We start from the raw sequence: 12,619 nt of genomic DNA on the forward strand, positions 1-12,619 counted from the left end.
CGGTGGTCCTTCCGGAGGCGGGCCGGGGGGCCCGGTCACTGGTCCTGGGCACCGCGCCGGTAGCGGGCGACCCGGCGGTACTGCAGCAGGTCGCCCGCCGGGTCGAGTTCGACCTCGTAGGTGGCGAGCAGGCTGGTGGTGTCGGGGATGCGTGCCACCTCCAGCACGTCCACGTTGACGATCCAGCCGTCGTCCTCGTTCCGGCACACCGCGGAGACCCCCTCCAGGCGGTGCCGGATCAGCTCGGACAAGGCCTCCGCGGCGCGTCGGGCGGCGTCCCGGGCGCCACGTACCGCACGCTCGCGCGTCCGTGTGGACGAGGAGGTCGTGCCGCGCCGTCGCTCGCCAGGTTCTGTCATGGTGCTCACTCTGGCCCGCGGGCCCCGGTCCGCGCGTGCGCAGTTACCCCATCCGGGGCTGTACGGGGTGATGACCCACGGCGGCGTACCGCCCGTGGGCGCGGGTGTCAGGCGTTCGGCGCGGTGGTGGTCCGGCGCCGGCAGTGCAGGAAGAGGTGCGGCTCCGGCCGGGCGTCCGGGTGGGCCGGGGTGAACATCGTCGCCTCCTGCCCCAGCACCTCCAGGCCGGCTTCCTCGGCCACGGCGGCGAGGCCCTGCGCGGTGAAACTGGTGACGCGCACGGGCTGACCCATGAAGGTGGCGTCGACGCCCTCCACGTCCAGCGGCACGGTGGCCAGGACCATGTAGCCCGTCGGTGTCAGCGCCCGTACGAGGCGCCGGACGACCTCCGTCTGCTCCCGCCGGTCCAGCTGAAGCAGGGAGAAGTAGACGCAGACCGCGTCGAAGGAACCGTCCGCGAGGGGCACGTCACGGATGTCGGCGCACCGGAAGGACGCGTCCGGCACCTGCCGCGTCGCCAGGTCCACCATGACGGGGGAGACGTCGATGCCGAGCACCTCGTGCCCGGCGGCCGCGAGCGTCTCGGCGGTGGGCCGGCCCGTGCCGCTGCCCACGTCCAGCACCCGGCTGCCCGGCGTGAGCCGTCCCAGCAGCCACTGCAGTGAGCGCCGGTGTGTCTTCGACGTGGCGAAGGCCTTCTCGTAGTCGGCGCCCAGCGCGTCGAACACGGCGGCGGCCCGCTGCCGTTGCTGCTCGTCGGTCACGACGGTCCCTTCGGTGGGGTGAGCCGGTGCCGCAGGCATCGTTCCACCGGGCGGGACCCACCGACAAGGGGCCCTCCGGGCGAACCGTCACGCGCCCCACCGACAAGGGGCCCTCCGGGCGACCGTCATCGGCACCCCCCCGCACGGACGGACCAGGGCGACACGTTCTCCTACCGGCCCGTGTGTGCCGCGGACGCGGAACGGCACCGTCGAACGGATCGAACACGCCATCGCCGGACGGAAGTGGCGTGTTCGAACGTTGCCGTTCCGTTCACCTGGGCGCAGCCTGTTCAGCGAGAGGTATGGGAGCGCTCCCATATCCCCGCCCTCCCCAGCCGTCCCCCCACGCGAAAGAAGGCTCCATGAGTTGTCATGATCGGAACAAAAATGGTCGCCGTGTGCGCCGCCGCACCACCCTCGCGCTCAGCACCCTCAGCGCGGCCCTGCTGACCCTGATCCCCTGGAGCGGCACCGCCGTCGCCCACGGCTCGGTCGTCGACCCCGCCTCCCGCAACTACGGCTGCTGGCTGCGCTGGGGCAGCGACTTCCAGAACCCCGCCATGGCCGACCAGGACCCCATGTGCTGGCAGGCGTGGCAGGACGACCCCAACGCCATGTGGAACTGGAACGGCCTGTACCGCAACGGCTCCGGCGGCAACTTCCGGGCCGTCGTCCCCGACGGCCAGCTCTGCAGCGGCGGCCGGACCGAGGGCGGGCGCTACAACTCCCTGGACACCGTGGGCGCGTGGAAGACCACGGCCGTCGCCGACAACTTCACCGTCAAGCTGTACGACCAGGCCAGCCACGGCGCCGACTACTTCCAGGTCTATGTCTCCCGGCAGGGCTTCGACCCCGCCACGCAGGCCCTCGGCTGGAACGACCTCCAACTGGTCGCGACCACGGGCAGGTACGCCCCCGGTCAGAACTACGAGATCCCGGTGAGCACGTCGGGCCTGAGCGGCCGGCACGTCGTCTACACGGTCTGGCAGGCGTCGCACATGGACCAGACGTACTTCCTGTGCAGCGACGTGGACTTCGGCTGACCCACGCCACCCCGTCCCCCCACTCCCCGCCGGGCGCGCCGCGTCCGGCGGGGACACCGGCCGGTGCGACCGTTGAGCGAAGTACTCCGTGGCCGCCGCGGCGTGCGGTATACGTCCCCCCATGGACTACTACGACCTCGGCACCCACGGTCGCCCCGTGACGACCTCGTCCTCCGAGGCCCAGCGGTGGTTCGACCGCGGGCTCGTGTGGACGTACGCCTTCCACCACGAGGAGGCCGTCTCCTGCTTCGAGGCCGCCGCCGCGGCCGACCCGGACTGCGCCATGGCCCACTGGGGCATCGCCTACGCCCTCGGCCCGAACTACAACAAGCCCTGGGAGGCCTTCGACGCCCAGGAGCGCGCGCGGACCGTCGACCGCACCCACGCCGCCGTCGAGCGTGCCCACGAGAGGGCGGAGGGGGCCACCCCGGTCGAACGGGCCCTGATCGGCGCCCTGCGCGCCCGCTACCCGCAGGCACGTGCCGTCGAGGACTGCTCGGTGTGGAACGCGCCGTACGCCGAGAGCATGCGGGCCGTCCACCAACTCGCCCCGGACGACCTGGACGTGGCCACCCTCCACGCCGACGCCCTGATGAACCTGACGCCCTGGCGGATGTGGGACCTGCGCACCGGCCTGCCCGCCGAGGGGGCCCGCACACTGGAGGCGAAGGACGTCCTCGACCGGGCGCTGGCCACCGCGGCCGGACGCGACCACCCGGGCCTCCTGCACCTGTACATCCACCTGATGGAGATGTCCGCGACCCCCGAGGCGGCCCTGCCCGTCGCCGACCGGCTGCGCGGCCTGGTCCCCGACGCCGGGCACCTCCACCACATGCCGTCACACCTCGAAGTCCTGTGCGGCGACTACCGGCGCGTGGTGTCGGACAACAGCGCCGCGATCGCCGCCGACGAGAAGTACCGCGCGCGGGCCGGGGCGATGAACTTCTACACCCTCTACCGTTCGCACAACTACCACTTCAGGATCTACGGCGCGATGTTCCTCGGCCAGTACGAGGTGGCCCTCGAGACCGCCGCGCAACTGGAGGCGTCCGTCCCGGAGGAACTGCTGCGCGTCGAGAGCCCGCCGATGGCCGACTGGCTGGAGGGCTTCCTGGCCATGCGGGTGCACGTCCTGATCCGGTTCGGCCGCTGGGCGGACATCCTCCGGCTGCCACTGCCCGCCGACCCGCGCCTGTACTGCGTGACGACCGCGATGCTCCACTACGCCCGCGGGATCGCCCTCTCGGCCACCGGCGAGGTCGCCGAGGCGGAGGCCGAACGCGTCCTGTTCCGCGAGGCGGTGGCCCGGGTGCCGGACACACGCACGCTGTTCAACAACACCTGCGCCGACCTCCTCGCCGTCGCCTCCGCCATGCTCGACGGCGAACTGGAGTACCGCAAGGGCGACCACGCCGCCGCCTTCGCCGCCCTGGAGCACTCGATCGCACTGGACGACAACCTCCCGTACGACGAACCGTGGGGCTGGATGCAACCCACCCGGCACGCCTACGGCGCCCTGCTCCTGGAACAGGGCCGCGTCGCGGAGGCAGAGGCGGTCTACCGGGCCGACCTGGGCCTGGACGACAGCCTGCCCCGTGCCCGGCAGCACCCCGGCAACGTCTGGGCCCTGCACGGGCTGCACGAGTGCCTGGTACGCCTGGGCAGGGCGGGGGAGGCGCGGATCGTGGCGCAGCAGCTGACGTTCGCCGCCGCGCTGGCGGACGTACGGGTCGAGGCCTCCTGCTACTGCCGCCTGGGCACCGGCCCGGCCACGGCTGGGACCGGCGGCTGCTGCGCCACGGACCACTGAACCGGCCCGGTGCCGACCGGCATCAGTCGTCGAGCGCGTCCTTGACCTTGCCCAGGTCGACGAACTTGAAGTTGGTGGCGGCCCGGTCGCCGTCACCGGGAGCGTCGTGGCCGTCCTGCACGACGAGCAGGCCGTGGGGGTAGCGGCTGCCCAGCGGCTGGTTCAGCACCGCGGCGCCGTCGCACTCCTCGGAGCCGTCCGGGCCGGCCGAGGTGGCCGTGACGCGGAACCCGCCCTCGTACTCGTTGTGGTCGCCGATCTCCCGGTCGTAGGCGACGAAGGTGTTGTCGCCCTGGCTGGAGGCGAGCAGGTAACCGTCCCCGTCCTCCTCCTCGAGGAGCGTCAGCCCCTCGACGTCGGCGGTCAGCCGGGTGCCGCCGTAGCCGGGGTCGGCACCGGCGACGCACTCGTCGGTGGCCTCGTCGTAGGTGGCCGGGACCCCGTACTCCCGGACCTTGTCGACGAGCCGGGGCGTGCCGGTCAGGTCGGCGCGCAGCCGCCAGACGCCGACGTCCTCCTGGCCGGCGTAGAGCGTGCCGTCCGCCGGGTCGACGACCATGCCCTCGACCTGGGGCAGTTCGCCGGGCTCCGCGCAGGGGGACCAGTCGGCGCCGTTCGGCAGCCGGAAGGACGCGGGCAGGTCCAGGGTACGGACCTCGCGGTAGCCGACGCGTCCGGAGGCGGTCGCGGTCAGCTCCAGCAGGGCGATCCTGGTGCGCTCACGCCGGCTGACCAGGGCGTACGAACGGCCGGTCGCCTTGTCGGTCCAGGTGGCCAGGCCGTACGCCGTGCGCTCTTCGTTGATCTCGGCCTGGTCGGCGGAGAAGACCGGCGCGGCGGCCGGGTCGGTGACGTCGGTGAGCGGGCGGGCCGGGTCGGCCGGGTCGACGCGGTAGACGCGCAGCCGGTCGTTGCCCCGGTCGGTGGTGACCGCGAGGTCGGCCCGGCCGGTGGTCAGCTTCATGCCGTGCACGAGGTCGACGTTGTTGAAGCGGCCGGGCGCGTCGTCGGGGCCCGGCCCGGGGGGAGCCGGGACCGACTGCACCAGGCGCGCGTCGAGGTCGTAGACGCGCAGCCCGCCCTCCTTCGCCGTGGCGACGACGAGGCTGCGGTCGGGGTTCGCCGGGTTGCGCCAGATCGCGGGGTCGTCCGCGTCGGCGTTCCCGCCGGCCTCGTCGTCGTACAGGGGAGCCGTCTCGGACCGCGGCTGCACGGCCGGCAGCGTGTCGTCGCCGCCGGCCGCGGCCGGTGTCGCGGGGAGCAGGGCGACGGCCGCGGCGAGGGCGTAGGCCGCCGACCGGCTGAGGCGGTGTCTGGTCACGCGGTTCTCCTAAAAGTCGGAAACATGACAACAGGGTCACCGGTGATCTTGGTGATGGAGTCGGTCGCCGAGGGGTCCTCGCGGTGAAGGAAGAGCGTCCGGCGGGGGAACGGCGCGCGGTCCGTCGTACGCACGGACGCCGGGACCCGCCCCCTGGAGACCGTCTTCGGGGGCGGGCCCCGGCGCGGGGCGGGCGGAGGCGGGTTCAGACGCTGACGCCGAAGTCGGCGGCGATGCCGGCCAGACCCGAGGCGTAGCCCTGCCCGACCGCCCGGAACTTCCACTCCGCGCCGTGGCGGTACAGCTCGCCGAAGACCATCGCGGTCTCGGTCGAGGCGTCCTCGGACAGGTCGTAGCGCGCGAGCTCCTGGTCGTTCGCCTGGTTGACGACCCGGATGAACGCGTTGCGGACCTGACCGAAGCTCTGACCGCGGTTCTCCGCGTCGTGGATGGAGACGGGGAAGACGATCCTGTCGACCTCGGCGGGGACGGCGGCGAGGTTCACCTTGACCGCCTCGTCGTCGCCCTCGCCCTCGCCGGTGAGGTTGTCGCCGGTGTGCTCGACCGAGCCGTCCGGGCTGGCGAGGTTGTTGTAGAAGACGAAGTGCCCGTCCGAGAGCACCTTGCCGGAGGCGTCGAGGAGCAGCGCGGAGGCGTCGAGGTCGTAGTCGGTGCCGGTCGTGGTGCGCACGTCCCAGCCCAGTCCGACCAGCACGGCGGTCAGGCCGGGCGCCTCCTTGCTGAGCGAGACGTTGCCGCCCTTGGCGAGGGAAACTCCCATGGTGTACTCCTCCGTCACGTCTGCCGATCAGTTCTGCTGCTCAGCTCTGCCGGTCAGTTCTCTGATCATGTCTGATCACGTCCGCAGATAATCTACAGCACTGTAGAAGATGGACTTCTATACGATGTGGCCTCGGAAGACGCACAGCGGCGGAAGGAGGCGGGCCGTGACGGATCACCGGCGTCCGCGGCGGCGGGGCCAGGGCGAGCTGGAGGCGCTGGTGCTGTCGGCGCTGTGCGAGGCGGACGGCCCCGCGACGGCCGGCTGGGTACAGGAGCGACTGGGGGGCGACCTCGCCTACACCACGGTGATCACGATCCTGACCCGGCTGCTGGAGAAGGGGGCGGTCGGCCGCGAGCGCGCGGGCCGGTCCTTCGCCTGGACACCCGCCTCGGATCAGGCGGGCCTGGCCGCGCGGAAGATGCGCAAGGTCCTGGATGCCGAGAGCGACCGGGAAGCGGTGCTGGCCAGCTTCGTCACCGGCCTCGACCCCGACGACGAGCGGCTGCTGCGCGAACTCCTGGGTCACGCAAGTGACGCGGGGGAAGACTGACGACTCATGGGGGTCTTCGTCTTCCTGCCACTGGTCCTGCCGTTGACGGCATGGCCGATCGCCCGGCTGGCGGAACAGCATCTGCACCCGCGGACGGCGACCGGACTGCTCACCGCCGTGGCCGCCGTGATGGCCCTGTGCAGCACCGTCTGCCTGGCCCTGGTGATGGTGGTGGGCACCGCGCAGCTGCCGGGCAACCCACTGCCCGACGGCTGGTCGGATCCCGAGGTCCGGGCGGCGGTGCCGTACGACGAGATCGTCGGCAAGGCGGCGATCCCGGCGCTGTGCGCGGTGGTCGTGGCCTCGGCGCGGGCCCTGTGGCGGCACGGCAGGGTGCGTCGCCGTGCCCACCGCGCGCTGGCCGGGCTGCCGGGCACCGGGGTGGCCGTACTGCCGGACGAGGTGCCCTACGCGTACGCGCTGCCCGGCGGACACCGGGACCGTGTGGTGGTGAGCACGGCCCTGCTCGACTGCCTCGAACCGGCCGAGCGGCGCGCACTGTTCGCCCACGAGCGGGCCCATCTCGCCGCCCGGCACCACCGCTTCCTGCTCGCCGTCCGGCTCGCCGCGCTGGCCAACCCGTTCCTGAGGCCCCTGCGGACCGCCGTGGCCTACACGGCGGAGCGGTGGGCGGACGAGGCGGCCGCCCGGGCGATCGGCAACCGCCGCGCGGTGGCGACCGCGATCGGCAAGGCGGCCCTCGTCTCGCGGGGCACCCCGGTCGCCACCCTCGCCGGTCTCGCGGCGCCCGGCCCGGTGCCGCGCCGGGTGGCCGCCCTGCTGGGCCCCGCGCCGGCGGTCCGCACCTGGCCCTCGGTGTTCACCTCCGTGGGCCTGGCGGCGTGGGCGGCGGCCGCCGGAACCGCCGTGTCGGCGATGTCGTCCGCGAACGCCGCCGTCACCATGTTCCTCATCCTCCGCGCCGCGACGCCCCTGTGAGCAACGCCAGGACGTCCGTCGGCCGCGGACGGTCGGCCGCCCCCCGGAGGCGAGGTGACCCTGTGGTAGCTTGCGGGAGCCAGTCGAACCCACCTGGTGGGTCAGGGAATCCGGTGAGAATCCGGAACTGACGCGCAGCGGTGAGGGGGACGGGCGGGACACGGGCCACTGGGCGGCACAAGCCGTCCGGGAAGGCGTCCCGTCCGGTCGATCCCGAGTCCGAAGACCTGCTGGCACCCGCGCCCGCGTACGGCGCGGGCCGCACCGTACGAACGGGCTTCGCGTATGAGCCCTCGACGCCAGAGGATCTTCCTTGCCCGCAGCGCGCCCCGTCGGCTCCCGCCGCCCTCGCGGCTCCCTCCGCTTCCGCCGCGTCCTCCGCTCCCTCTCTTTCCTCCGCTCCCGCCGTTCGTTCCGCGGCCCCGTCCTGCTGGTGTCCGGCGCCCTGCTGGCCTCCGCCTGCGGCTCCGGGGGACCCGCCGCCGACTCCGCCGCGGCGGGGGCGACGGCGGCCGGTTATCCCCGCACCCTCAGTGACTGCGGGCAGCACCTGAAGATCACCGCACCGCCCCGGCGGGCGGTCTCCCTCAACCAGGGCACCACGGAGATCCTGCTCTCGCTCGGCCTCGAGGACCGCATGGTGGGCACCGCCACCTGGACCGACCCGGTCATGAAGGGCCTGGAGAAGGCGAACGCCGACGTGCCCCGGCTCGCCGACGACATGCCGTCCTTCGAGACGGTCCTGGACGCCGAACCCGACTTCGTCGCCGCCTCCTTCGCCTCCACCCTCGGCACCGGCGGCGTGGCCACACGTGAGCGGTTCGCCGAACTGGGCGTGCCGGCCTACCTGTCCCCGTCCGACTGCGCCGGCAAGGACAACAGCGGCGACGGCGACGGCAGCCGCGGCGAGCCACTGACCATGGACACCGTCTACGCCGAAATCCGCGACCTGGCCCGGGCCTTCGACGTCGAGCAGCGCGGCGAGGAGCTGGTCGCCGACCTCAAGGCCCGGATCGACAAGGCGACCGCGGGCATCGACGCCTCCGGCGTCACCCTCATGTACTGGTTCGCCAACTCCACCTCGCCCTATCTGGCGGGCTGCTGCGGCGCCCCCGGAGTCATGACCCGGGCGGTCGGCGCGCGGAACGTCATGGACGACACCCACGAGGAATGGCCGCAGGTCGGCTGGGAGACCGTCGCCGACCGCGACCCCGACGTCCTGGTCGTCGGCGACCTCACCCGCAAGTCCCAGACCGCCGAGACGGCCGCGAAGAAGATCGAGTTCCTGGAGACCGACCCCGTCACCAGGAACATGACCGCCGTCAGGAAGAAGCGGTACGTGCTGCTCAGCGGACAGGCCATGAACCCCACCGTCCGCACCGTCGAGGGCGTGGAGAAGCTCGCGGCGGCGCTGCGCTCCTACGGGCTCGCCAAGTGACCTCCGGCATACGCGCGACCGGCCGCGGCCACCTCGTGTGGGCGGGGGCCGGAATCGTCGCCCTGTGCGCCTCCGTGGCCGTGGCCGTCACCATCGGCCCGGCGGACATCGGCGTCGGCGAGGTGTGGTCCGTGGTCGCCGCCCACCTCGGCGGCACCGGCGCCGCGGACGTCACGCCGATCCGTGACGGCATCGTCTGGGACCTGCGGCTGCCCCGCACCCTCCTCGCGGCGGTGTGCGGCGCCGGACTCGCCGTCTGCGGGGCCGTGCTCCAGTCCCTGCTGCGCAACCCGCTCGCCGATCCCTTCGTGCTGGGTGTCTCCTCCGGCGCCTCGACCGGTGCCGTCCTGGTCGTCGTGCTCGGCGTGGGCGGCGGTGCGCTGTCCGTGTCGGGTGGCGCCTTCATCGGGGCGGTGTGCTCGTTCGCGCTGGTGATGCTGCTCAGCCACAGCCTCGGCGGCACCACGGACCGGGTGGTGCTCGCGGGCGTGGCGGCGATGCAGCTGTTCTCCGCGCTCACCTCCTTCGTGGTGATGACCGCGGCCGACGCCGAGACCACCCGCGGCGTGCTGTTCTGGCTGCTCGGCTCGCTCGGCGGCGCCGGCTGGACGGACGTATGGACCGCCATGGCGGTCCTGGTGCCGGTCCTGGCCGTGTGCCTCGGGTACGGCCGGACGCTGGACGCCTTCGCGTTCGGTCAGGACGCGGCGGCCACCCTCGGCGTCCACGTCGCCCGTACCCGGCTGGTGCTGCTGTGTGCCACCGCCCTGCTCACCGCGGCCCTGGTCGCCGCGGCCGGCGCCATCGGCTTCGTGGGCCTCGTACTGCCGCACGCCGTACGGGCACTGACCGGCCCCGGGCACGTCCGGCTGCTGCCGGTCTGCGCGCTCGCCGGGGCGGTGTTCCTGGTGTGGGTCGACACCCTGGCCCGTACCCTCCTCGAACCCCAGGAGGTCCCGGTGGGCGTGGTGACCTCGCTGATCGGCGTACCCGCCTTCGTGCTCGTGCTCCACCGCACCCGGAGGGCACGATGACCCTGAGCGCCGAGCGGGTCTCCCGCGCCGCCGGTGGACGGCTGATCCTGGACGGCGTCAGCCTGAGCCCGGGGCCCGGCGCCACGACCGGCCTGCTCGGCCCCAACGGCTCCGGCAAGTCCACCCTGCTGCGGCTGCTCGCCGGCGTCCTCGCCCCGGCCGGGGGCGTCGTCACCCTCGACGGCCGCCCGCTGGACCGTGTGGGTCGCCGGGACGTGGCCCGGCGTGTGGCCGTGGTCGAGCAGCAGGCGGACACCCAGGTCGACCTGACCGTCCGGGACGTCGTCCGCCTCGGCCGGATCCCGCACCGCCGTGCCTGGGCCCCGGCGTCGGCGGCCGACGACGAGGCGGTCGCGGAGGCCCTGGAGCGCACCGGCCTGACCGCGCAGTCGGACCGGTTCTGGCACACCCTGTCCGGCGGTGAACGCCAGCGCGTCCAGATCGCCCGCGCCCTCGCCCAGCAGCCGCGCGAACTCCTGCTGGACGAACCGACCAACCACCTCGACATCCAGCACCAGCTCGATGTGCTGGCCCTCGTGGCCGCCCTGCCCGTCACCACCGTCGTCGCCCTGCACGACCTCAACCTCGCCGGGATGTACTGCGACCACCTCGTGGTGCTGTCGCAGGGGCGGGTGGTGGCGTCGGGCGATCCCCGGGAGGTACTGACCGCGGACCTGGTCGCCGAGGTGTACCGGGTGCGCGCCGAGGTCGCCGGCACCGGGCCGGGCGGCCGTCCGCACGTCCGGTTCCTCGGCACGCTGACGGGACGACCACCGAGCCCCTCCCGACCCGCCGGACCGCCCGACCGGGAATGACCGCCTCGCGACGAGCGGCGCGGGCGGGCCGGGGCGAGACGGCCCGCCCGCCCCGCCGCCGTATGGGCTCGTGCGCGGCGCAGGAATGGGCCGCGTACCGCCCGCCATCGGCGACCACGTACGGCGGAGCCACCGTGGAGCACACCCGGTCGCCCGCCCGGTCGTGCCCGCCCGGTCGTGCCCGCCCGGTCGTGCCCGCGAGGAACGGCGTCCGGGGGACGGCCCGGCCGACGCACGGCCGGCACCGGCCCCGGTCGGCGTCAGCCGTCCATCAGTCCGGCGGCGAGCGTCGCCCCCAGCTCCCAGCAGGCCTCCAGGTCGGCCTTGGCGGGCTCACCGGCCACGCTCACCGCCGTCGCCGCGCGCTGCCAGCCGAGTCCCGTCGTGACCGACTCGATGCCGCGCACCGCGCCCGTGGTGTCACTGCCGCCGTGCACGTAGTAGCCGAAGGGCCGGCCGCGCGTCGCGTCCAGGCAGGGGTAGTAGATCTGGTCGAAGAAGTGCTTCAGGGCCCCGGACATGTAGCCCAGGTTGGCCGGCGTGCCCAGCAGGTATCCGTCGGCCGCCAGCACGTCCACCGCCGTGGCCGCCAGCGCCGCGCGCCGGACCACCCGTACCCCTTCGATCTCGGGGGCGGTCGCCCCGGAGACCACGGATTCCAGCATCGCCTGGCAGTTCGGCGAGGGCGTGTGATGCACGATCAGCAAAGTGGACACGCCCCGAAGCCTGCCGTCCGGCGCCCGCCGACCGCAAGAAGCGCCTCCGGCCCGCCGTCGAGGGACCCCGAATCAGCCACGACCGGCCCACCGCGTCGACGCCACCGCCCGCGTCGTCGTCGCCGGCCTGCGGTGTCGGTGTCGCCGACCGCACGGGTGCGGGCGACGTCGTCCGGGGACCGGACGCGTGGCCCTGGTCCCGCCCGGTGCGTTCGCCGGCCACCTCACCCGTGCCGGCCCCGCGACCGAGTCCACCGTGCGCAGGCCGTCACGTCGCCGCGCGGGTATACTCGTCGGCGTTCGTGTTCGATCAGGCTGAGGAAGACCAGGAACGACAGGGAGGTGAGGTTGATGACCGCGCTCGAAGCCGCTCTTCGCGGCGCCCGGGTCTCCCTCGCGTCCCGGGCCACGGTCCGACCCTGACGAACCGCACACCTGGAAGGGATCCACGTCCCGTCATGTCCCACACCTGGACCACGCGCGCCGAGACCGGCGCCGACATCCCCGTCATCCGCGACATCGTGCGCGCCGCCTTCCCCACGCCGGAAGAGGCCGCCCTCGTCGACGCCCTGCGCGCCGACTCCGACGCCTGGATCGACGGCCTGTCCCTCGTCGCGGTGGACGACCACGACCGCCCCGTGGGCCACGCCCTGCTGACCCGATGTCACATCGGGGACAGCCCGGCCCTGTGCCTGGCACCCGTCTCCGTGCGGCCCGAGCGGCAGAACAGCGGCGCCGGCTCCGCGGCCGTCCGGGCGGCGCTCACCGCCGCCGGGCGGACGGGCGAGCGTCACGTCGTCGTCCTCGGACACCCCGACTACTACCCCCGGTTCGGGTTCACCCGGGCCTCGGCCCACGGCATCGGCCTGACCATCGACGTCCCGGACGAGGCCCTCATGGCCCTCACCCTGGACGCCGGTCACCCGCTCCCCGCCGGCACCGTCCGCTACGCGGCACCGTTCGGCATCTGACCGGCTGACACCCGGTCGACCCCCGGACACGGCAGCGGGGCCCCCCCTCCCCCAAGGACGGGGGGCCCCCCGGCG

At 73.6% G+C, this 12,619-nt stretch carries 13 protein-coding genes and 1 riboswitch; of the genes, 8 read left to right on the top strand and 5 right to left on the bottom strand.

Annotation, left to right across the window (positions count from 1 at the left end):
* Positions 1–35 precede the first annotated feature (35 nt).
* Complete coding sequence (locus RM812_RS32805) at positions 36–359, bottom strand: gas vesicle protein GvpO (RefSeq protein ID WP_311580936.1); 324 nt, start codon at positions 357–359, stop codon at positions 36–38.
* A gap of 107 nt (positions 360–466) precedes the next feature.
* The gene (locus RM812_RS32810) at positions 467–1,123 is read right to left on the bottom strand and encodes a class I SAM-dependent methyltransferase (RefSeq protein WP_394816547.1); all 657 of its coding nucleotides are present in this window, start codon (positions 1,121–1,123) and stop codon (positions 467–469) included.
* Between the two features lie 362 nt (positions 1,124–1,485).
* Here RM812_RS32810 and RM812_RS32815 point away from each other — a divergent pair, with 362 nt between their 5' ends.
* A complete protein-coding gene (locus RM812_RS32815) occupies positions 1,486–2,166 on the top strand; it encodes a lytic polysaccharide monooxygenase auxiliary activity family 9 protein (RefSeq protein ID WP_311580942.1) in 681 nt (226 codons plus the stop codon).
* A gap of 121 nt (positions 2,167–2,287) precedes the next feature.
* Positions 2,288–3,976 (top strand): hypothetical protein, encoded by a 1,689-nt coding sequence (locus RM812_RS32820; RefSeq protein WP_311580945.1) that lies wholly within the window; start codon positions 2,288–2,290, stop codon positions 3,974–3,976.
* A 22-nt stretch (positions 3,977–3,998) separates the two neighbouring features.
* On the opposite strand, the gene RM812_RS32825 is transcribed toward RM812_RS32820, so the two are convergent.
* Positions 3,999–5,297, bottom strand: a complete 1,299-nt coding sequence (locus tag RM812_RS32825) for a phytase (protein WP_311580948.1) — start codon at positions 5,295–5,297, stop codon at positions 3,999–4,001.
* 205 nt (positions 5,298–5,502) lie between these two features.
* Complete coding sequence (locus RM812_RS32830; protein WP_311580951.1) at positions 5,503–6,078, bottom strand: TerD family protein; 576 nt, start codon at positions 6,076–6,078, stop codon at positions 5,503–5,505.
* Positions 6,079–6,244: 166 nt separating this feature from the next.
* Between RM812_RS32830 and RM812_RS32835 the strand changes: the two genes are divergently transcribed.
* The 5 genes from RM812_RS32835 (at position 6,245) to RM812_RS32855 (ending at position 10,857) form a co-directional block, all read left to right on the top strand.
* Positions 6,245–6,631, top strand: a complete 387-nt coding sequence (locus tag RM812_RS32835) for a BlaI/MecI/CopY family transcriptional regulator (protein ID WP_311580954.1) — start codon at positions 6,245–6,247, stop codon at positions 6,629–6,631.
* A gap of 6 nt (positions 6,632–6,637) precedes the next feature.
* On the top strand, positions 6,638–7,570 hold the full coding sequence (locus RM812_RS32840; protein ID WP_311580958.1) for a M56 family metallopeptidase: 933 nt from the start codon (positions 6,638–6,640) through the stop codon (positions 7,568–7,570).
* 63 nt (positions 7,571–7,633) lie between these two features.
* Positions 7,634–7,819: riboswitch (cobalamin riboswitch) on the top strand.
* A 178-nt stretch (positions 7,820–7,997) separates the two neighbouring features.
* Positions 7,998–9,008, top strand: a complete 1,011-nt coding sequence (locus RM812_RS32845; RefSeq protein WP_311580979.1) for an ABC transporter substrate-binding protein — start codon at positions 7,998–8,000, stop codon at positions 9,006–9,008.
* A 35-nt stretch (positions 9,009–9,043) separates the two neighbouring features.
* Positions 9,044–10,042: a FecCD family ABC transporter permease gene (locus RM812_RS32850; RefSeq protein WP_394816549.1), complete on the top strand. Its 999-nt coding sequence runs from the start codon at positions 9,044–9,046 to the stop codon at positions 10,040–10,042.
* A complete protein-coding gene (locus tag RM812_RS32855; protein ID WP_311580964.1) occupies positions 10,039–10,857 on the top strand; it encodes an ABC transporter ATP-binding protein in 819 nt (272 codons plus the stop codon). Before RM812_RS32850 ends, RM812_RS32855 begins: the two co-directional genes overlap by 4 nt.
* 260 nt (positions 10,858–11,117) lie before the next feature.
* Here RM812_RS32855 and RM812_RS32860 read toward each other — a convergent pair whose 3' ends face one another.
* Positions 11,118–11,573 (bottom strand): flavodoxin family protein, encoded by a 456-nt coding sequence (locus tag RM812_RS32860; RefSeq protein ID WP_311580968.1) that lies wholly within the window; start codon positions 11,571–11,573, stop codon positions 11,118–11,120.
* 458 nt (positions 11,574–12,031) lie between these two features.
* Between RM812_RS32860 and RM812_RS32865 the strand changes: the two genes are divergently transcribed.
* A complete protein-coding gene (locus tag RM812_RS32865; RefSeq protein WP_311580971.1) occupies positions 12,032–12,544 on the top strand; it encodes a GNAT family N-acetyltransferase in 513 nt (170 codons plus the stop codon).
* Positions 12,545–12,619: the final 75 nt, after the last annotated feature.

This window comes from Streptomyces lancefieldiae (genome assembly GCF_031845825.1).
In the GTDB taxonomy this organism is placed as follows: domain Bacteria; phylum Actinomycetota; class Actinomycetes; order Streptomycetales; family Streptomycetaceae; genus Streptomyces; species Streptomyces lancefieldiae.

Bases quoted from the DNA above. Each gene is read 5' to 3' on its own strand.
- RM812_RS32805 (WP_311580936.1), bottom strand. From the start codon at position 359: ATGACAGAACCTGGCGAGCGACGGCGCGGCACGACCTCCTCGTCCACA.
- RM812_RS32815 (WP_311580942.1), top strand. From the start codon at position 1,486: ATGAGTTGTCATGATCGGAACAAAAATGGTCGCCGTGTGCGCCGCCGC.
- RM812_RS32820 (WP_311580945.1), top strand. From the start codon at position 2,288: ATGGACTACTACGACCTCGGCACCCACGGTCGCCCCGTGACGACCTCG.
- RM812_RS32830 (WP_311580951.1), bottom strand. From the start codon at position 6,078: ATGGGAGTTTCCCTCGCCAAGGGCGGCAACGTCTCGCTCAGCAAGGAG.
- RM812_RS32840 (WP_311580958.1), top strand. From the start codon at position 6,638: ATGGGGGTCTTCGTCTTCCTGCCACTGGTCCTGCCGTTGACGGCATGG.
- RM812_RS32855 (WP_311580964.1), top strand. From the start codon at position 10,039: ATGACCCTGAGCGCCGAGCGGGTCTCCCGCGCCGCCGGTGGACGGCTG.
- RM812_RS32865 (WP_311580971.1), top strand. From the start codon at position 12,032: ATGTCCCACACCTGGACCACGCGCGCCGAGACCGGCGCCGACATCCCC.